General features: G+C 57.6%; 17 protein-coding genes and 1 tRNA gene. All 18 read right to left on the bottom strand.

What is annotated here, in order from left to right:
* Positions 1 to 13: 13 nt before the first annotated feature.
* Positions 14 to 307 (bottom strand): 50S ribosomal protein L23, encoded by a 294-nt coding sequence (rplW, locus tag DES49_RS14335; RefSeq protein ID WP_133737122.1) that lies wholly within the window; start codon positions 305 to 307, stop codon positions 14 to 16.
* A complete protein-coding gene (gene rplD, locus DES49_RS14330; protein ID WP_133737121.1) occupies positions 304 to 909 on the bottom strand; it encodes a 50S ribosomal protein L4 in 606 nt (201 codons plus the stop codon). Before rplD ends, rplW begins: the two co-directional genes overlap by 4 nt.
* A 10-nt stretch (positions 910 to 919) precedes the next feature.
* Complete coding sequence (gene rplC, locus DES49_RS14325; RefSeq protein ID WP_133737120.1) at positions 920 to 1558, bottom strand: 50S ribosomal protein L3; 639 nt, start codon at positions 1556 to 1558, stop codon at positions 920 to 922.
* An 80-nt stretch (positions 1559 to 1638) separates the two neighbouring features.
* A complete protein-coding gene (rpsJ, locus tag DES49_RS14320) occupies positions 1639 to 1950 on the bottom strand; it encodes a 30S ribosomal protein S10 (protein ID WP_077529290.1) in 312 nt (103 codons plus the stop codon).
* 184 nt (positions 1951 to 2134) lie between these two features.
* The gene (gene tuf, locus DES49_RS14315; protein WP_133737108.1) at positions 2135 to 3328 is read right to left on the bottom strand and encodes an elongation factor Tu; all 1194 of its coding nucleotides are present in this window, start codon (positions 3326 to 3328) and stop codon (positions 2135 to 2137) included.
* Positions 3329 to 3362: 34 nt separating this feature from the next.
* Positions 3363 to 5468, bottom strand: a complete 2106-nt coding sequence (gene fusA / locus DES49_RS14310; RefSeq protein ID WP_133737119.1) for an elongation factor G — start codon at positions 5466 to 5468, stop codon at positions 3363 to 3365.
* An 18-nt stretch (positions 5469 to 5486) separates the two neighbouring features.
* Entirely contained in the window at positions 5487 to 5957 is a 471-nt protein-coding gene (gene rpsG / locus DES49_RS14305; protein WP_133737118.1) for a 30S ribosomal protein S7, read from the bottom strand.
* A 141-nt stretch (positions 5958 to 6098) separates the two neighbouring features.
* Positions 6099 to 6473, bottom strand: a complete 375-nt coding sequence (rpsL, locus tag DES49_RS14300; protein ID WP_133737117.1) for a 30S ribosomal protein S12 — start codon at positions 6471 to 6473, stop codon at positions 6099 to 6101.
* Positions 6474 to 6611: 138 nt separating this feature from the next.
* A complete protein-coding gene (gene rpoC / locus DES49_RS14295; RefSeq protein WP_133737116.1) occupies positions 6612 to 10823 on the bottom strand; it encodes a DNA-directed RNA polymerase subunit beta' in 4212 nt (1403 codons plus the stop codon).
* 71 nt (positions 10824 to 10894) lie between these two features.
* The gene (gene rpoB / locus DES49_RS14290; protein ID WP_133737115.1) at positions 10895 to 14968 is read right to left on the bottom strand and encodes a DNA-directed RNA polymerase subunit beta; all 4074 of its coding nucleotides are present in this window, start codon (positions 14966 to 14968) and stop codon (positions 10895 to 10897) included.
* 191 nt (positions 14969 to 15159) lie between these two features.
* The gene (gene rplL, locus DES49_RS14285) at positions 15160 to 15540 is read right to left on the bottom strand and encodes a 50S ribosomal protein L7/L12 (RefSeq protein WP_133737114.1); all 381 of its coding nucleotides are present in this window, start codon (positions 15538 to 15540) and stop codon (positions 15160 to 15162) included.
* 35 nt (positions 15541 to 15575) lie between these two features.
* Positions 15576 to 16106 (bottom strand): 50S ribosomal protein L10, encoded by a 531-nt coding sequence (gene rplJ, locus DES49_RS14280; protein WP_133737113.1) that lies wholly within the window; start codon positions 16104 to 16106, stop codon positions 15576 to 15578.
* 234 nt (positions 16107 to 16340) lie between these two features.
* Positions 16341 to 17039 (bottom strand): 50S ribosomal protein L1, encoded by a 699-nt coding sequence (rplA, locus tag DES49_RS14275; RefSeq protein WP_133737112.1) that lies wholly within the window; start codon positions 17037 to 17039, stop codon positions 16341 to 16343.
* Between the two features lies 1 nt (position 17040).
* The gene (gene rplK / locus DES49_RS14270) at positions 17041 to 17472 is read right to left on the bottom strand and encodes a 50S ribosomal protein L11 (protein ID WP_133737111.1); all 432 of its coding nucleotides are present in this window, start codon (positions 17470 to 17472) and stop codon (positions 17041 to 17043) included.
* A gap of 101 nt (positions 17473 to 17573) precedes the next feature.
* Positions 17574 to 18107 (bottom strand): transcription termination/antitermination protein NusG, encoded by a 534-nt coding sequence (gene nusG, locus DES49_RS14265; RefSeq protein ID WP_133737110.1) that lies wholly within the window; start codon positions 18105 to 18107, stop codon positions 17574 to 17576.
* 14 nt (positions 18108 to 18121) lie between these two features.
* Positions 18122 to 18490 (bottom strand): preprotein translocase subunit SecE, encoded by a 369-nt coding sequence (secE, locus tag DES49_RS14260; RefSeq protein ID WP_133737109.1) that lies wholly within the window; start codon positions 18488 to 18490, stop codon positions 18122 to 18124.
* Positions 18491 to 18519: 29 nt separating this feature from the next.
* Positions 18520 to 18595 (bottom strand) — tRNA-Trp (locus tag DES49_RS14255).
* A 12-nt stretch (positions 18596 to 18607) separates the two neighbouring features.
* The gene (tuf, locus tag DES49_RS14250; protein ID WP_133737108.1) at positions 18608 to 19801 is read right to left on the bottom strand and encodes an elongation factor Tu; all 1194 of its coding nucleotides are present in this window, start codon (positions 19799 to 19801) and stop codon (positions 18608 to 18610) included.
* Position 19802 lies beyond the last annotated feature (1 nt).

Raw genomic sequence — 19802 nt, 5'->3', positions numbered from 1 at the left:
CGACCCCCTCGACTTATTCCACGTCCATAAAGTCAATATCCTGGCCTTCAGCGAGCTTGACGTAAGCCTTGCGAAGGGCAGCACGCTTGCCCATGCCATGCATGGTGCGCTTATTCTTGCCTTTACGGTTATTAACCTGAACGGAGACAACATTGACGTTGAAGAGCTGCTCAACGGCCTTGCGAATTTCCGGCTTGGTTGCATCCGGCGCGACCTTGAACACTACCTGACCCTGATCACCAACCATGGTCGACTTTTCCGACACATGAGGCCCCAGCAGTACTTTGTAAATACGCTCCTGATTCATCCCAGCATCTCCTCAAACTTTTTCAGCGCGTCCACGGTTACGACAACATGGTTGTGCGCCACCAGGCTGACCGGATCAACGCCACGCACGTCCGAGACAGCGACGTTGGGGATGTTCCGGGATGCAAGCTCAAGATTGCGCTCTACGCTATCGGAGACAACCAGCGCATCCTTGACACCAAGCTCCGCGAGCCGGGCATTGAACACTTTCGTTTTAGGCTCCGCAGGCGTAATGCTATCGACAACCACCAGGCGTTCCTGACGAACGAGCTCAGAGAGAATCGAACGCAGCGCACCGCGATACATCTTCCGATTCACCTTCTGTGAATAATCACGAGGTCTTGCCGCAAAGGTTGTACCGCCACCGCGCCAGATTGGGCTGCGAATCGTGCCGGCACGCGCTCGACCGGTTCCCTTCTGACGCCAGGGCTTCTTACCACCACCACTGACTTCAGAACGGGTCTTCTGTTTTGCACTGCCCTGACGGCCAGCGGCCATATAGGCCGTTACCACCTGGTGAACCAGGGACTCATTGAACTCTTTTCCGAAAGCAGCATCAGAGACCTGAACACCGTTACCGCTTCCCGTTACTGTCAATTCCATGGCGGCCCCCTTAGGCTTTCACTGCGGGCTTGATGATCAGATCACCGCCGTTGGCGCCCGGAACGGGCCCCTTGACCAGCAGCAGATTTCGCTCAGCATCAACGCGCACGATTTCAATGTTCTGGGTCGTCACACGGGCGTTACCCATCTGGCCAGACATCTTCTTGCCCTTGAAGACACGTCCCGGAGACTGGCACTGGCCAATGGAGCCGGGTGCGCGGTGAGCGAGTGAGTTACCGTGAGTCTTATCCTGAGTGGAGAAATTCCAGCGCTTAACGGTGCCGGAGAAGCCTTTACCCTTGGAGCGACCGGTAACGTCAATGGACTGGCCATCCTCGAACAGAGAAACGCCAAGCTCATTGCCAGGCTGGTACTCTTCGGCCTCTTCACCATCAAGACGGAATTCCCAGAGATCACGCCCCGCCTCAACGCCATTTTTGGCAAAATGGCCTGCTTCAGGCTTGGTAATGCGTGATGCACGACGGGCACCGGTGGTTACCTGAACAGCGCGATAGCCATCACGCTCAGGAGTTTTAACTTCAGTGATCCGGTTGCCTTCAACCTCAATCACTGTGACGGGAACAGACGCACCTTCGTCTGTAAAAATACGCGTCATCCCGGCCTTACGGCCGACAACACCAATCGCCATTGTTCACCTCTTAGTGTACGGGGCTCTCACCCTCTATGGCCTGCTCAACAGTTACACTCTGAGTGGGTTAACCGCTATCGTTAACCCAGGCTGATCTGCACATCCACGCCGGCTGCAAGATCGAGCTTCATCAGAGCATCGACTGTCTTTTCGGTAGGCTCAACAATATCCAGAAGCCGCTTGTGCGTCCGGATCTCATACTGATCCCGCGCGTCCTTGTTGACGTGCGGCGAAATCAGAATCGTATACTTCTCTTTCCGGGTCGGCAGAGGAATCGGACCTCGAACCTGAGCGCCAGTCCGCTTTGCCGTATCGACAATTTCCTGAGTGGACTGATCGATCAGGCGATAATCAAACGCCTTCAACCGAATTCTGATCTTTTGGCTCTGCATGTTGCACCAAACTCCAATCGTTCCTGGCAGCTCGTTTAAGCCGACCCGTAAAAAGGATGCGCATTGTAGGCAGCTATGAACATCCTGTCAAGACACGGGGTCGTCTTAACAAACTTCCTCTATGGCCGCACCTGAAATAAAAAAGGGGCTGCGACTGCAACCCCTTTTGAGGGCGGAACCGGATTTACTGAATAATCTTGGTTACCACGCCGGCACCAACGGTACGGCCACCTTCGCGAACCGCAAAGCGAAGACCGTCTTCCATCGCGATCGGCGAGATCAGCGTGGCGGTCAGCTTGACGTTATCGCCCGGCATTACCATCTCAACGCCGCTGGGCAGCTCACAGGTGCCTGTCACGTCCGTGGTCCGGAAGTAGAACTGCGGCCGATACCCGGTAAAGAACGGCGTGTGACGGCCACCCTCTTCCTTGCTCAGCACGTAGATCTCGCCTTCGAAGACCGTGTGCGGTGTGATCGAACCCGGATGTGCCAGAACCTGGCCACGCTCGACGTCGTCACGCTTGGTGCCGCGCAGCAGTGCGCCGATGTTCTCGCCCGCTCGACCTTCGTCCAGCATCTTGCGGAACATCTCAACACCCGTGCAGACCGTCTTCTGCGTATCGCGCAGACCCACAATCTCCACCTCGGAGCCGGTCTTGAGCACGCCGCGCTCTACACGCCCCGTTACCACTGTACCACGCCCCGAGATTGAGAAAACGTCCTCAATCGGCATCAGGAACGGCTGGTCAATCGCCCGCTCCGGCTCCGGAATGTGCTCATCCATCGCCTTGATCAGGTTCGCTACCGCTGTGGTGCCGTAGCCGTTGTCATCCTTACCTTCCATCGCCATCAGCGCGGAACCGGTAATGATCGGCGTGTCGTCACCCGGGAAGTCGTACTCGTTGAGCAGTTCGCGAACTTCCATCTCGACGAGCTCGAGCAGCTCCTCATCATCGACCATGTCCGCCTTGTTCAGGAATACCACAATGTGCGGTACACCGACCTGGCGTGACAGCAGGATGTGCTCACGCGTCTGCGGCATCGGGCCGTCAGCGGCGGAGACCACCAGGATCGCGCCGTCCATCTGCGCCGCGCCCGTGATCATGTTCTTCACGTAGTCCGCGTGCCCCGGACAGTCAACGTGCGCATAGTGGCGCGTCTCGGAACCGTACTCCACGTGCGAGGTCGCAATCGTGATACCACGGTTTTTCTCTTCCGGCGCGTTGTCGATCTGATCAAACGCGCGCGCTTCGCCGCCGAACACTTCCGCACTCACGCGGGTCAGCGCCGCCGTCAGTGTCGTCTTGCCGTGGTCCACGTGACCAATGGTGCCCACGTTGATATGCGGCTTATCTCTTTCAAACTTTTGCTTACCCACAATTCCACCTCTTGGATGCTGTTCTTAGTTAACGTTAGCTTTTGTTGATAATCTCATTCGCGATGCTGTTCGGTGCTTCACCGTACTTATGGAACTCCATCACGTACGAGGCTCGCCCCTGAGTACTGGAGCGCAGGTCGGTCGCATAGCCGAACATTTCAGCCAGCGGCACATCGGCACGAATGACCTTGCCGGCCGGGCTCTCTTCCATCCCGTGCACAACGCCACGACGACGATTCAGGTCGCCTACAACATCACCCATGAATTCCTCGGGTGTGACAACCTCGACCTTCATGATCGGCTCCAGAAGCTGCGGATCCGCATCCAGCGCGCCCTGCTTCATCGCCATGGAACCGGCGACCTTAAAGGCCATCTCGTTGGAATCCACATCGTGATAGGAACCGTCGTAAAGCGTTGCCTTGACACCGAGAATCGGGTAACCGGCCAGAACGCCATTCTGCAGCTGCTCCTCAATACCCTGCTGTACCGCAGGAATATATTCCTTGGGAACCACACCGCCAACAATCTTGTTTTCAAACAGGAATGTTGGAGAATCCTCATCGTCCAGCGGAAGCGGCTCAAGCTTCACCCAGACGTGACCGTACTGGCCACGACCACCGGACTGGCGTACAAACTTGCCTTCAACGTCAACCGCCTTGCGAATGCACTCCCGGTAGGCAACCTGAGGTTTGCCGATATTGGCCTCAACCTTGAACTCGCGCTTGAGACGGTCAACGATAACGTCCAGGTGCAGTTCACCCATACCGGAGATGATTGTCTGACCCGACTCCTCATCGGTCCGGACGCGGAAGGAGGGGTCTTCCTGGGCAAGCTTGCCGAGGCCGGTCCCCATTTTCTCCTGCTCCGCTTTCGACTTGGGCTCAACCGCTACCGAGATAACGGGCTCCGGGAATTCCATCCGTTCGAGCTCAATCTTATGCTTTTCATCACAGAGCGTATCGCCCGTGGTGATGTTCTTCAGGCCGATCGCCGCTGCGATGTCACCAGAGAACACCTCCTTGATCTCTTCCCGGTCGTTGGCGTGCATCTGCACCATACGACCAACCCGTTCCTTCTTCTTCTTACTGGCGTTATAGATCGCCGTTCCGGTCTCAAGCTTACCGGAGTAGACACGGAAGAAGGTCAGCGTACCCATGAACGGGTCCGTGGCGATCTTGAACGCCAGGGAAGCGAAGGGGGCATTGTCATCAGCAGAGCGAGTCTCTTCTGTGCCGTCTTCATCGACAACACCGGTAATCGCCCGAACCTCATCCGGCGCAGGCAGGAATTCAAGGACGTTGTCCAGCAGCGCCTGGATACCCTTGTTCTTGAACGCCGAACCACAGGTTGCCAGGACGAGCTCATTATCAAGGCACCGGATACGGAGCCCCTTCTTAATCTCGTCAAGGGTCAACTCCCCGGTGTCCACGTACTTGTTCATGAACTCTTCGTTGGCTTCGGCCGCAGCCTCCACCATGGCCTCACGTGTGGCCTCGGCATCAGCCTTGAGCTCATCGGGGATTTCCTTTTCCTCGTAGGTCATCCCCAGATCCGCGTCGTTCCAGTAGATCGCCTTCATGCGCAGAAGATCAATCACACCGGCAAACTCATCTTCAGCACCAATCGGCAACTGAATCGGAATCGTGGTCGCCCCAAGACGCTCACGGATCTGAGCGACGACACGGGAGAAATCCGCGCCGGCCCGGTCCATCTTGTTGACAAAGACAAGTCGGGGAACGTGATACTTGTCCGCCTGGCGCCAGACCGTTTCGGACTGGGGCTCAACCCCTGATGTACCGCAGAAAACAACGACCGCACCGTCGAGAACACGCAGAGAACGCTCTACCTCGATAGTGAAATCGACGTGCCCGGGCGTATCGATGATGTTGATCCGGTGCTCGTCGTACTGCTTGTCCATACCCTGCCAGAAGGTGGTAACGGCAGCGGAGGTGATGGTAATGCCCCGCTCCTGCTCCTGGGACATCCAGTCGGTCGTTGAGGCGCCGTCATGGGTCTCGCCCATCTTGTGACTGCGGCCGGTATAGTAGAGTATCCGCTCGGTCGCAGTCGTCTTACCGGCGTCCACGTGTGCGCAGATGCCGATATTGCGGTAGTGTTTGATCGGTGTTTTACGTGCCACGTCAGATACCTCGATCGATTAAAAACGGTAGTGGGAGAAGGCTTTGTTGGCTTCGGCCATACGATGTACGTCTTCCCGCTTCTTGACTGCGGCACCCTTGCTCCCGGCGGCGTCCAGAATCTCTCCGGCCAGCCGGTTGGCCATGGACTTTTCACCACGCTTGCGCGAGAAATCCACGAGCCAGCGCATGGCCAGCGCCACCTGCCTGGAAGGACGGACCTCTACCGGTACCTGATAGGTCGCACCACCCACACGGCGGGACTTGACCTCTACCATCGGCTGGATGTTCTCCAGCGCCGACTCGAACATTTCGAGCGGATCTTCCTTGGATTTGTCGGCGACAATATCCAATGCACCGTAAACAATCCGCTCGGCAACGGCTTTCTTACCGTGTTCCATGACATGGTTAATGAACTTGGCGAGACGTTCACTGTTGAATTTCGGATCCGGGATGATTTCCCGCTTCGTTGCTATACGTCTTCTTGGCATCGATAAGCCCTCGAGTAAAAATCAGGTCTTCAGGTTGATCCGGGATGAAGCAAATGAATGCCACCCGGCCTTACTCTTACCGGCGCTCGTCGCCCACGATAAAAGAAAGCCTGCTGAAATATGTGTTTATGCGTCTGTCGATCAGGACTTCGGACGCTTGGTACCGTACTTGGAACGGCCCTTACGACGATCCTGAACACCCTGTGTATCCAGGGTTCCCCGTACTGTGTGATAACGAACACCCGGCAGGTCCTTGACCCGGCCGCCACGAATCAGGACCACACTGTGCTCCTGAAGGTTGTGCCCTTCACCACCAATATAGGAAGCCACCTCGTAGCCATTGGTCAGGCGTACACGACAGACCTTCCGCAGTGCCGAGTTCGGCTTCTTCGGGGTTGTCGTGTAGACACGGGTGCACACGCCGCGACGTTGAGGGCATGCCTGCAACGCCGGTACGTCGCTTTTCGCAACCCGCCGTTTACGAGGCTTACGGACCAACTGGTTAATAGTTGCCATGTAAGCTAACTCCGGTTCTCAAAGGTTTTACACCCCATCAATAGGGGTAATTTAACAAGGGGGCGCAAGTTTAAGTCTGCGCCCCCGCTCAGTCAAGAATATTGACCAGTTTCTGAGCAGAACTGCCGATTACAGCAATTACTTGTTGAGCTCGGCACTGAGCGCCTCGACTACATCATCAGCACTCACGTTCTGATCCGCCTGTTCACGCCGGCGACGGCGCTCTTCGTGATACGCCAGGCCGGTGCCCGCCGGAATAAGACGTCCAACGACGACGTTTTCCTTCAGACCGCGCAGGTAATCCCGCTTGCCGGTAACCGCGCCCTCGGTGAGAACACGCGTTGTCTCCTGGAAGGAGGCCGCCGAAATGAAGGAGTCCGTTGCCAGCGAGGCCTTGGTAATCCCCAGCAATTCGCGCTGGAAGCTTGCGGGCTGCTTGCCTTCGGCTTCCATGCGTTCGTTCTCTTCGATGACGTGGGTATACTCCATCTGGTCACCACCGATAAAGCGCGTATCGCCCGGATCCACGATCTCCACCTTGCGCAGCATCTGCCGACAGATCACCTCGATGTGCTTGTCGTTGATACCAACACCCTGGAGCCGGTACACGTCCTGGATCTCGTTGGTGATGTACTTCGCAAGCTCCGTGATACCGAGCAGGCGCAGTATGTCGTGGGGGTTGGACGGGCCATCCGAGATCACCTCGCCCTGGTCGACCGTCTCACCCTCGAAGACGTTCAGCTGACGCCACTTGGGAATGAGCGCCTCGTAGGCATCCCCATCCCTCGGCGTGATCACCAGGCGCTTCTTGCCCTTGGTCTCCTTCCCGAAGCTGACCACACCGCTGACTTCCGCGAGAATGGCCGGCTCCTTGGGTTTGCGCGCTTCGAACAGATCCGCAACCCGCGGCAGACCACCGGTGATATCCCGTGTGCCCGTGGTTTCCTGCGGAATCCGTGCAATAACGTCACCCAGCTCCATTTTGTCCCCATCCCGGAGTGTCACCAGGGCGCTGGAGGGCAGGGAGTACTGGGCCGCGGAACCCCCGGCAAGGGTTACCGGCTCGCCGGTTTCGTCGACAAGCTCGATGGTCGGACGCAGGTCCTTACCGGAGGCAGGGCGGTCATTGGGGTCCATGACCTCAATGGTAGAGAGACCGGTGAGCTCGTCGGTCTGCGTCTTGACCGTGATATTCTCCTCGATATTGGAGAACCGGACCGTGCCGGCCGCCTCCGCGATAACCGGGTGAGTGTGCGGGTCCCACTTGGCCACGACGCCACCGGCGTCGACCATGTCACCCTCACTGACTTCCAGCACCGCGCCATAGGGCAGCTTGTACCACTCACGCTCACGACCGTGTTCGTCCGCAATGGCCAGCGCGGAGGAACGGGTCACCACGACCTGGGTTCCATCCGTCTTCTCGATGGACTTGAGGTTGTGCAGGCGAACCTTACCACCGTGCTTGACCTGGATGTTGTCCGTTGCCGATGCACGGCTCGCGGCACCACCGATGTGGAAGGTCCGCATCGTGAGCTGGGTTCCAGGCTCACCGATCGACTGGGCACCGATAACACCGACTGCCTCGCCGACGTTCACCAGGTGACCACGCGCCAGGTCGCGGCCGTAGCAGTTGGAGCAGATGCCGTAACGGGTATGGCAGGTGATCGCAGAGCGAACCCAGACCTCGTCCACGCCGGCACGCTCAACCTTTTCAACCAGCTTCTCGTCAAGCAGCGTGCCCGCATCGACCACCGGGTTTTCCTTATCGCCCGGGGTGAATACGTCCTTGGCCGTTACTCGACCCAGGATACGATCGCCCAGCGGTACAACCACGTCGCCACCTTCAACCAGCGGCGTCATCAGAATACCGTCCTCGGTACCGCAATCAGGCTCAGCAACCACCAGATCCTGCGAGACGTCAACCAGGCGACGTGTCAGGTAACCCGAGTTCGCGGTCTTCAGGGCGGTATCCGCAAGACCCTTACGTGCACCGTGGGTTGAGATGAAGTACTGCAGAACGTTCAGGCCTTCCCGGAAGTTGGCCGTGATCGGTGTCTCGATGATCGAGCCATCCGGCTTGGCCATCAGGCCCCGCATACCCGACAACTGACGGATCTGCGCGGGGGAACCCCGGGCGCCGGAATCGGCCATGATATAGACCGAGTTGAAGGACTCCTGGGTCAGGGTTTCACCGTTCTCATCGGTCGCCACCTCACCATCGGGATTGATCACGTCCTCTTTACTGAGACGGGACATCATGGCGTTGGATACCTGGTCGTTGGCACGCGCCCAGATATCGATCACCTTGTTGTATTTCTCACCCTGGGTCAGAAGACCGGAAGAGAACTGCTGCTCAATCTCCATGACCTCGGCTTCCGCAGCCTCAACCATTTCGTACTTCTCTTTCGGCACTTCAAAGTCATTCACACCGATGGAGGTTCCGGAAACGGTCGAGTAGTGGAAACCGGTGTACATCAGCTGGTCCGCAAACACCACGGTTTCTTTCAGGCCAACCTCGCGGTAGCACGCGTTCATCAGCTTAGAGATCTGCTTCTTTGCCATGGCCTGGTCAACCAGGCTGAAAGGCAGGCCTTCGGGCGTGATGTTGTAGAGCATTGCCCGACCAACAGTGGTTTCCTTGATGCTGGTAGTAACGTGGCGCTCACCCGTCTCATCATCAAGATCCACTTCGGTAACACGCACCTTGATCCGTGCCTGGAGATCAACCTCCTCGGCACCAAAGGCACGGGTCACCTCATCGAGGTCGGCAAAGATCCGATCCTCGCCCTTGGCGCGAAGGCGTTCACGGGTCATGTAATAAAGCCCGAGCACAACGTCCTGGGAAGGCACGATGATGGGTTCACCGTTGGCCGGTGAAAGAACGTTGTTCGTGGACATCATCAGCGCCCGCGATTCAAGCTGCGCCTCCAGGGTCAGCGGCAGGTGCACCGCCATCTGGTCACCGTCAAAGTCGGCGTTATAGGGCGCACAGACCAGCGGATGCAGCTGGATGGCCTTGCCTTCGATCAGGATCGGCTCAAACGCCTGGATGCCGAGCCGGTGCAGCGTGGGCGCCCGGTTCAGCAGGACCGGATGCTCCCGGATCACTTCTTCCAGGATATCCCAGACCACACCTTCCTCACGCTCGACCATCTTCTTGGCGGCCTTAATGGTGGTGGCCAGGCCCCGATGTTCCAGCTTGGAGAAGATGAACGGCTTGAACAGTTCCAGGGCCATCTTCTTGGGCAGACCGCACTGGTGCAGCTTCAGATACGGACCGACGACGATAACGGAACGCCCGGAATAGTCCACGCGCTTACCCAGCAGGTTCTGACGGAAACGCCCCTGCTTACCCTTGATCATATCGGCCAGTGACTTCAGCGGCCGCTTGTTGGTGCCGGTGATGGCCCGACCGCGACGGCCGTTGTCGAGCAACGCGTCCACGGATTCCTGCAGCATGCGCTTCTCGTTGCGCACGATAATATCCGGCGCGTTGAGCTCCAGGAGACGCTTGAGGCGGTTGTTACGGTTGATGACCCGCCGATAGAGATCGTTCAGGTCCGACGTCGCAAAACGGCCACCATCGAGGGGGACCAGCGGCCGCAGGTCCGGCGGCAACACAGGAAGCACTTCCATGATCATCCACTGGGGATCGTTCCCGGAATAATAGAAGGCTTCCATCAGCTTGAGACGCTTGGACAGCTTCTTGATCTTGGTCTCGGAGGCGGTCTGCGGAATGTCCTCGCGCAGCTTCTCCACTTCCTCACCCAGATCAATATCTGCCAGCAGTTCCTTGACAGCTTCCGCACCCATGCGCGCATCAAACTCGTCGCCGAACTCCTCGAGAGCCTCGTAGTACTGCTCGTCGTTAAGCAGCTGACCGCGCTCCAGTGTGGTCATGCCCGGATCAATCACGATAAAGGATTCAAAATACAGAACCCTTTCGATATCCCGCAGCGTCATGTCCAGAAGCAGGCCAATACGCGAAGGCAGTGATTTCAGGAACCAGATGTGTGCCACCGGGCTGGCCAGTTCAATATGCCCCATCCGCTCACGCCGGACACTGGCCAGGGCCACCTCAACGCCACACTTCTCACAGATGACGCCGCGGTGCTTCAGCCGCTTGTATTTGCCGCACAGGCACTCATAGTCCTTGACTGGGCCAAAGATCTTGGCACAGAACAGACCGTCCCGTTCCGGCTTGAAGGTGCGGTAGTTGATAGTCTCGGGTTTTTTAACTTCACCAAAGGACCAGGACCGGATCATTTCCGGGGAAGCCAGGCCGATCCGAATCGAATCGAATTCCTGCTTCTGGTTCTGACTTTTCAGCAAGTTGAGCAGATCTTTCATGATATTGGCTCCGGAGCGTTAATCTTTGGGGGTGGCAACCACCCCCTTCGCTGCCAAACGGGATTCCGGTTTCAGTCCGTCTCGAGGTCGATATCCAGACCCAGGGAGCGGATTTCCTTGACCAGAACATTGAAGGATTCGGGCATGCCCGGCTCCATCCTGTGATCCCCGTCCACAATGTTCTTGTACATCTTCGTCCGCCCGTTCACGTCATCGGACTTCACGGTCAGCATTTCCTGCAGGGTGTAAGCGGCGCCATAGGCCTCCAGGGCCCAGACCTCCATTTCACCAAAGCGCTGACCGCCGAACTGGGCCTTACCGCCAAGCGGCTGCTGCGTAACCAGGCTGTACGACCCGGTGGCACGCGCATGCATCTTGTCCTCGACCAGATGGTTGAGCTTGAGCATGTACATGTAGCCAACGGTCACGGGTCGGTGGAAGGCATCTCCCGTGCGCCCATCAAACAGCCGGATCTGCCCGCTGGAGTCCATATCGGCAAGCTCCAGCATCTGCTTGATCTCGGTTTCATTGGCACCATCAAAGACGGCTGTCGCCATCGGCACACCCTGGCGAAGGTTCTTCGCCATGTTGATCACTTCGTCGTCGGTAAGCTCATCCAGATCGACGTGTGGCGTATTCGTACCGTTGTAGACTTCACCCAGGAACTGGCGGATCTCGCCCACCTTCTTCTGCTGCTCCAGCATACGATTGATCTTGTCGCCAAGACCCCGTGCCGCAGCGCCAAGGTGTGTCTCAAGAACCTGACCCACGTTCATCCGCGAGGGAACGCCCAGCGGGTTGAGGACCACGTCCACCGGTTCGCCCTGCTCATCAAAGGGCATGTCTTCGGTCGGCATGATCGCCGAGATAACGCCCTTGTTACCGTGCCGGCCCGCCATCTTGTCACCAGCCTGGATGCGGCTCTTGACGGCCAGGTAGACCTTCACGATCTTGAGCACACCCGGAGCAAGGTCGTCACCCTGCTGGATCTTTCCGCGCTTGATTTCGAAACGCTCTTCCTGATCCTTGCGGCGTTCCTCGAGTTGCTGCTCAGCACGCTCCAGGAGCTCATTCAGTGAGTCATCCTGAAGACGCAGCTTGAACCATTCCTCGGAAGACAGCTTACCCAGGTAATCGTCGGTCAGCGTATCGCCTTTCTTGAGGCCGGGGCCGCTGAGTACGGCCTGGCCGTTGAGCGCCGCGGCCAGACGTTCAAATGTAGCCGCCTCGACAATCCGGTATTCATCCCGGAGGTCCTTCCGGAAGGAATCCAGCTCTTCCTGTTCAATGGAAAGCGCCCGCTGGTCCTTTTCAACCCCGTCGCGCGTGAACACCTGGACATCAATGACGGTACCGCGCTTGCCTGTCGGCATCCGCAGCGAGGTGTCCTTCACATCCGAGGCCTTCTCGCCAAAGATAGCGCGCAGGAGCTTTTCCTCCGGCGTCAGTTGGGTTTCACCCTTGGGCGTCACCTTGCCGACAAGAATGTCGCCGGCATCCACTTCAGCACCGATATAGACAATGCCCGACTCGTCCAGCTTGGACAGGGCGTGCTCGCCCACGTTGGGGATATCCGCGCTGACTTCCTCTGAGCCCAGTTTGGTATCCCGGGCCACACAGGTCAGTTCCTGGATGTGAATGGTAGTCAGACGATCTTCCTGGGCTACCCTTTCGGAAATGAGGATGGAGTCCTCAAAGTTGTAGCCATTCCAGGGCATGAAGGCCATCCGCATGTTCTGGCCCAGGGCCAACTCACCCAGATCCACCGAGGGGCCGTCAGCAAGGACATCGTCCCGGGCGATCACGTCACCCGGCTGTACAATCGGGCGCTGGTTGGTGCAGGTGTTCTGGTTGGAACGCGTGTACTTAACCAGATTGTAGATATCGACCCCGGCATCACCGGCCGCGGTTTCCTCATCCCGCACACGGACAACGATCCGCGATGCATCCACACTCTCAATGACACCGCCGCGCTCGGCTGTCACGCAGACACCAGAGTCCTTGGCGACGATACGCTCCATGCCCGTACCAACCAGGGGCTTGTCCGCTCTCAGGGTTGGAACCGCCTGACGCTGCATGTTGGAACCCATCAGGGCCCGGTTCGCGTCGTCGTGCTCAAGGAACGGAATCATCGCTGCTGCCACGGAGACAACCTGACGCGGTGACACGTCCATGAAGTTGACCTTCTCAGGCGGCATCACGGTGAATTCGTTCTTGTGGCGCACCGTGACCAGCTCATCGGCCAGCTTGTCGTTCTCGTCCATCTTGGCGCTGGCCTGGGCGATAATGTAATTGCTTTCCTCAATCGCCGAGAGATAGACAATCTCATTGGTAACCTGGCCGTCATGTACCTTCCGGTATGGACTCTCCAGGAACCCGTACTGGTTGGTCCGGGTATAGGTCGCCAATGAGTTGATAAGGCCGATGTTCGGCCCTTCCGGTGTTTCGATCGGGCAGACACGGCCATAGTGCGTCGGGTGTACGTCGCGCACCTCGAAGCCCGCCCGCTCACGGGTCAGGCCGCCCGGACCAAGCGCCGAGACACGCCGCTTGTGCGTTACCTCGGAAAGCGGGTTGTTCTGGTCCATGAACTGGGACAGCTGACTGGACCCAAAGAACTCCTTGATTGCCGCCCCTACCGGCTTGGCATTGATCAGGTCCTGGGGCATCAGGCCCTCGCTCTCAGCAAGGCTCAGACGCTCGCGTACCGCGCGCTCAACCCGTACCAGGCCGACGCGGAACTGGTTTTCCGCCATCTCGCCCACACAGCGGATACGGCGGTTGCCCAGGTTGTCGATGTCGTCGGTCTCGCCCTTGCCGTTACGGATATCAACCAGCGTGCGCAGGACATCGATGATGTCCTGCTTTTCGAGCACACCGGATCCTTCGAGCTCTTCACGGCCCAGCCGGCGGTTGAGCTTCATCCGGCCCACTGCGGACAGATCGTAGCGATCCTCCGAAAAGAACAGGTTATTGAACAGACTCTCGGCGGATTCCTTGGTCGGCGGCTCGCCCGGACGCATCATGCGATAGATCTCGACCAGTGCTTCCAGTTGGTTCCGCGAAGGGTCAATCCTCAGTGTATCGGAGATAAAGGGACCGCAGTCGAGATCGTTGGTGTAGATGGTCTCAACAGTCTTGATGCCCGCTTCTTCAAACTTTTCAAGATGCTCCTGGGTGAGCTCCGTATTGCACTCGACAATAACCTCACCGGTGTTCTCATCAACGATATCCTGAGCGGTAACGCGCCCGTGCAGGTACTCACGCGGAACCTCGAGTTCCGTCACGCCCGACTTTTCAAGTTGACGGATATGGCGGGCGGTTACGCGCCGACCACTCTCCACAATAACATTGCCCTCGCCATCCTTGATGTCAAAGGTGGCGATGTCACCGCGCAGACGGCTTGGCACCAGCTCCAACCGGCAGGTGTCCTTGCCGAGCGTGAAACGACTGGTTTCAAAGAACAGATCAAGGATCTCTTCGGAACTGTAACCCAATGCGCGCAACAGAATGGTAGCGGGCAGCTTGCGCCGGCGGTCAATCCGTACAAAGACCGAATCTCTCGGATCAAACTCGAAATCAAGCCAGGATCCGCGATAGGGGATCACCCTGGCGGTATACAGGAGCTTACCCGATGAGTGCGTCTTACCCTTGTCATGGTCGAAGAAGACACCCGGCGACCGGTGAAGCTGGGATACGATGACCCGCTCGGTGCCATTCACAACAAAGGTGCCGTTCACGGTCATGAGGGGCATTTCCCCCATGTACACTTCCTGCTCCTTGATGTCCTTCACCGCCTTGTTGGAGGACTCCTTGTCATAGATGACAAGGCGAACCTTCACACGCAACGGCGCGGCATAGGTGACACCGCGGAGCTGGCATTCCCTCACGTCAAAGGCCGGATCGCCCAGCCTGTAACTGACATACTCCAGGGCCGCATTGCCCGAGTAGCTCGTAATCGGGAAAACGGACTGGAATGCGGCGTGCAGGCCCGTCTCCTTACGATCCTCCGCACCTGATTCAAGCTGCAGAAAATCCCGATAGGAGTCGATCTGCGTCGCAAGCAGAAACGGGACATCCATAACGGATGGCAACTTGCCAAACTCTTTGCGGATTCGCTTTTTCTCGGTATAGGAGTAAGTCATCTACGTTCCCCAGCTTCGGACTTAATAACTGGTGTCTCCCGGGTGCGAAGCGCGACCCGGGACTGAGCCCGGAAAATTCCGGGCAGCTCATGACAGTAGTCATGAGCAACCTGTATAGAACGCGAAAAGGCCGGCGGTATACACCACCAGCCAATCCGCGTCAGTACTGCTCTAACCGGCCGATCAAGCCGTTATTTGAGCTCAACAGAGGCGCCTGCTTCCTCAAGCTTGGTTTTTGCTTCGTCAGCATCATCCTTGCTTGCGCCTTCTTTGACCGTGCCGGGGGCACCGTCAACGAGCGCCTTGGCTTCTTTCAGGCCAAGACCGGTCAGTTCACGTACCACCTTGATGACGTTGACCTTCTTTTCGCCACCGGCGGTCAGTACAACATCAAACTCGGTCTGTTCTTCAGCAGCGGCAGCTTCTTCGCCACCACCGGCAGCCGGAGCTGCTGCGACGGCCGCCTGAGCGGAAACGCCGAACTTTTCTTCCATTGCTTCAACGAGCTCAACAACTTCCATGACGCTCATTTCAGCAATTGCGTTCAAGATATCGTCTTTCGACAGAGCCATGACTATTCTCCAGATTCAAAAATAATATAAACCAATCAGGCTGCTTCTTTCTTTTGGTCACGAACTGCGGCCACCGCGCGGGTAACCTTGGTCGGAACCTCATTGAAGGTCCGCGCCAGCTTGGTGATCGGAGCCTGGATTGTGCCGGCCAGCTGCGACAGCGCTTCGTCACGCGTCGGAAGCTTGGCAAGGCGGTCAATCTGGTCCGCACCGAGCAGTTCGCCACCAACGGCCAGTGCCTTGATCTCGAAGTCTTTATCTTCCTTGGCAAAATCCTTGAGCAGACGTGCCGCCGCTCCCGGATCTTCCATGGAAAACGCAAACAGGGTGGGCCCCACGAGCACATCATTCACGCACTCAAACTCAGTGCCCTGAACAGCGCGCTTTGCGAGGGTGTTACGCACCACTCGCAGGTACACATTCTGTTCCCGGGCCTTGGCGCGCAATGCGGTCATGTTGCCGGAGTCCACACCCCGGTAGTCCGCAAGGACAACAGACAAAGCACCACTGGCAGCCTCGTTGACTTCGGCGACAATCGCCTTTTTGCCTTCGAGTCTGATTGCCACTGGTTTTACTCCTCAGGTTGTGCCGATCCAGGATCGGCGATCAACTTACGCCCTTTCGGGCGACCTTACGGTGCTGTTCGGAGAGAACGTCTTACACCGTCTGCGCAGGCATTGCTTTAATCTCGTCTCTCCTCGTGGAGATTGAGGACCTGCGGTCTTTGACAGTCCGGCTCACGCCAAGACTACAAAGCTTGCTGGGCGCGCCATCAGGCGCCCCCGTATTCAATACCAGCCTCAAGCGGACAGCGAGGACTGGTCAATGGTAATCCCTGGCCCCATGGTGGAGGACAGCGTCACCTTCTTGACATAGACACCTTTCGCGGTAGACGGCTTCAGCTTCCTGAGATCCGTCACCAGTGCCTCGACGTTCTGACGGATCGCGGCAGCATCAAAGGACACCTTGCCAACCGTGCAGTGGACAATGCCCTTCTTGTCAGTCCGGAATCGAACCTGTCCCGCTTTTGCGTTACCAACCGCGGTTTCAACGTCGGCAGTAACCGTACCAACCTTCGGGTTCGGCATCAGGCCACGCGGGCCAAGAATCTGGCCAAGCTGCCCAACAACACGCATTGCATCCGGCGTGGCAATCACAACGTCAAAGTCGAGATCACCGCCCTTGATCTGTTCCGCCAGATCATCCATGCCCACAACGTCGGCACCAGCTGCCTGAGCCTTATCCGCGTTGTCACCCTGGGCAAAGACAGCAATGCGAACGCTTTTGCCGGTACCATTGGGGAGAACGGTGGAACCACGAACAACCTGATCCGATTTCCGCGCATCAACGCCCAGATTCACGGCCAGATCAACGGATTCCTCAAAATTCGTATGCTGGTCCAGATCCTTGAGGATGGCAACCGCATCCTCAATACCATAACTGCTTGTCCGGTCAACCTTTTCACGGATCAGCTTCTGGCGTTTACTCAGTTTTGCCATCTCAGAGCCCCTCCACTTCAAGGCCCATGCTGCGCGCGGTTCCGGCAATGGTACGCACGGCGGCGTCCATATCGGCTGCGGTCAGATCGGGTTCCTTGGTTTTAACGATTTCTTCGAGCTGTTCGCGATTGACCTTACCAACCTTGTCGGTATTCGGACGACCGGAGCCTGAGGAAACACCCGCTGCTTTCTTGAGCAGAACCGGTGCCGGAGGTGTCTTCGTAATGAAGGTAAAACTCCGGTCACTGTAAACAGTGATTACAACGGGGATGGGCAGGCCGGGCTCCATATCCTGGGTTTCTGCATTGAACTGCTTGCAGAACTCCATGATGTTCAGACCATGCTGACCCAGAGCCGGACCTACAGGGGGGCTGGGATTCGCTTTGGCAGCTGCCACCTGCAGTTTGATGTACGCTTCAATTTTCTTAGCCACGTTAACCTCCTGATGGGTTCGAACGCCCGTTCCGGGCTCCCCTGAAAGACATAAAAAGCCCGCGACCGACTGGCCGCGAGCCTTTTGTCAGAGTCTGGCCCTCAGTCTTTCTCGACCTGGCCAAACTCAAGCTCAACCGGTGTAGACCGGCCAAAGATCAGAACCGCCACTTTCACGCGGCTCTTATCGTAATCCACTTCTTCAACAACACCATTGAAATCGGCAAAAGGCCCTTCTGTAACGCGCACAATCTCGCCTGGCTCAAACAACGTCTTGGGCTTCGGCTGTTCGGCGCCGGTTTCAACCCGTTGCAGGATGGCTTCCGCCTCCTTTTCCGTAATCGGCGCTGGCTTATCCGGCGTTCCGCCAATAAAGCCCATTACCCGCGGTGTGCTCTTGACGAGATGCCAGGTTTCATCGGTCATCTCCATCTGTACAAGCACGTACCCCGGATAGAACTTGCGCTCACTCTTACGCTTTTTGCCTTCGCGCATCTCAACGACTTCTTCGGTGGGAACAAGGATCTCACCAAAGAGGTCTTCCATGTTGTTCAGCTGCACCCGCTCCCGGAGGGACCGCATGACATGCTTTTCAAAGCCGGAGTACGCGTGTATCACATACCAGCGCTTCGCCATGACGTTCCCTCTTTTTAACCGATCAAGCTTGCGACAACCCACGCGACCAGGGAGTCCATACCCCACAGCAAAAGCGCTACCAACAGCACGAACGCCAACACGATGGCGGTTGTCTGAAGAAGCTCCTGACGGGTTGGCCAGACGACCTTGCGAATCTCAACCTTCGCCTCTTTCATCAGCTGCGCAAGTCGACGTCCCTTATCGGTCTGCAGCGCAATAAAGCCTGCAACCAGCGCAAGGGCGACCATGGCAAGCGTCCGATACAGCAGAGACTCATTGCCGAAATAATAGTTGCCCGCAACCCCAACAGCGATCACGGCAACAACAACAACCCACTTTACAGCATCAAAGCGGGTTGAGGCCTGTCTGGAACTGGACTCCATAGGAATCAACTTTGTGGGTGCCAAATAAATGGCAGGCCAGGAGGGAATCGAACCCCCAACCTGCGGTTTTGGAGACCGCTGCTCTGCCAATTGAGCTACTGGCCTGCACCTAAACTCTTACTGAATAATCTTGGTTACCACGCCGGCACCAACGGTACGGCCACCTTCGCGAACCGCAAAGCGAAGACCGTCTTCCATCGCGATCGGCGAGATCAGCGTGGCGGTCAGCTTGACGTTATCGCCCGGCATTACCATCTCAACGCCGCTGGGCAGCTCACAGGTGCCTGTCACGTCCGTGGTCCGGAAGTAGAACTGCGGCCGATACCCGGTAAAGAACGGCGTGTGACGGCCACCCTCTTCCTTGCTCAGCACGTAGATCTCGCCTTCGAAGACCGTGTGCGGTGTGATCGAACCCGGATGTGCCAGAACCTGGCCACGCTCGACGTCGTCACGCTTGGTGCCGCGCAGCAGTGCGCCGATGTTCTCGCCCGCTCGACCTTCGTCCAGCATCTTGCGGAACATCTCAACACCCGTGCAGACCGTCTTCTGCGTATCGCGCAGACCCACAATCTCCACCTCGGAGCCGGTCTTGAGCACGCCGCGCTCTACACGCCCCGTTACCACTGTACCACGCCCCGAGATTGAGAAAACGTCCTCAATCGGCATCAGGAACGGCTGGTCAATCGCCCGCTCCGGCTCCGGAATGTGCTCATCCATCGCCTTGATCAGGTTCGCTACCGCTGTGGTGCCGTAGCCGTTGTCATCCTTACCTTCCATCGCCATCAGCGCGGAACCGGTAATGATCGGCGTGTCGTCACCCGGGAAGTCGTACTCGTTGAGCAGTTCGCGAACTTCCATCTCGACGAGCTCGAGCAGCTCCTCATCATCGACCATGTCCGCCTTGTTCAGGAATACCACAATGTGCGGTACACCGACCTGGCGTGACAGCAGGATGTGCTCACGCGTCTGCGGCATCGGGCCGTCAGCGGCGGAGACCACCAGGATCGCGCCGTCCATCTGCGCCGCGCCCGTGATCATGTTCTTCACGTAGTCCGCGTGCCCCGGACAGTCAACGTGCGCATAGTGGCGCGTCTCGGAACCGTACTCCACGTGCGAGGTCGCAATCGTGATACCACGGTTTTTCTCTTCCGGCGCGTTGTCGATCTGATCAAACGCGCGCGCTTCGCCGCCAAACACTTCCGCACTCACGCGGGTCAGCGCCGCCGTCAGTGTCGTCTTGCCGTGGTCCACGTGACCAATGGTGCCCACGTTGATATGCGGCTTATCTCTTTCAAACTTTTGCTTACCCACT

Origin of the sequence: Halospina denitrificans, assembly GCF_004364635.1 — a bacterium.
In the GTDB taxonomy this organism is placed as follows: domain Bacteria; phylum Pseudomonadota; class Gammaproteobacteria; order Pseudomonadales; family Oleiphilaceae; genus Halospina; species Halospina denitrificans.
Note: the sequence above shows the minus strand (reverse complement) of the source record. Positions and strands in the feature narration are given on the sequence as shown.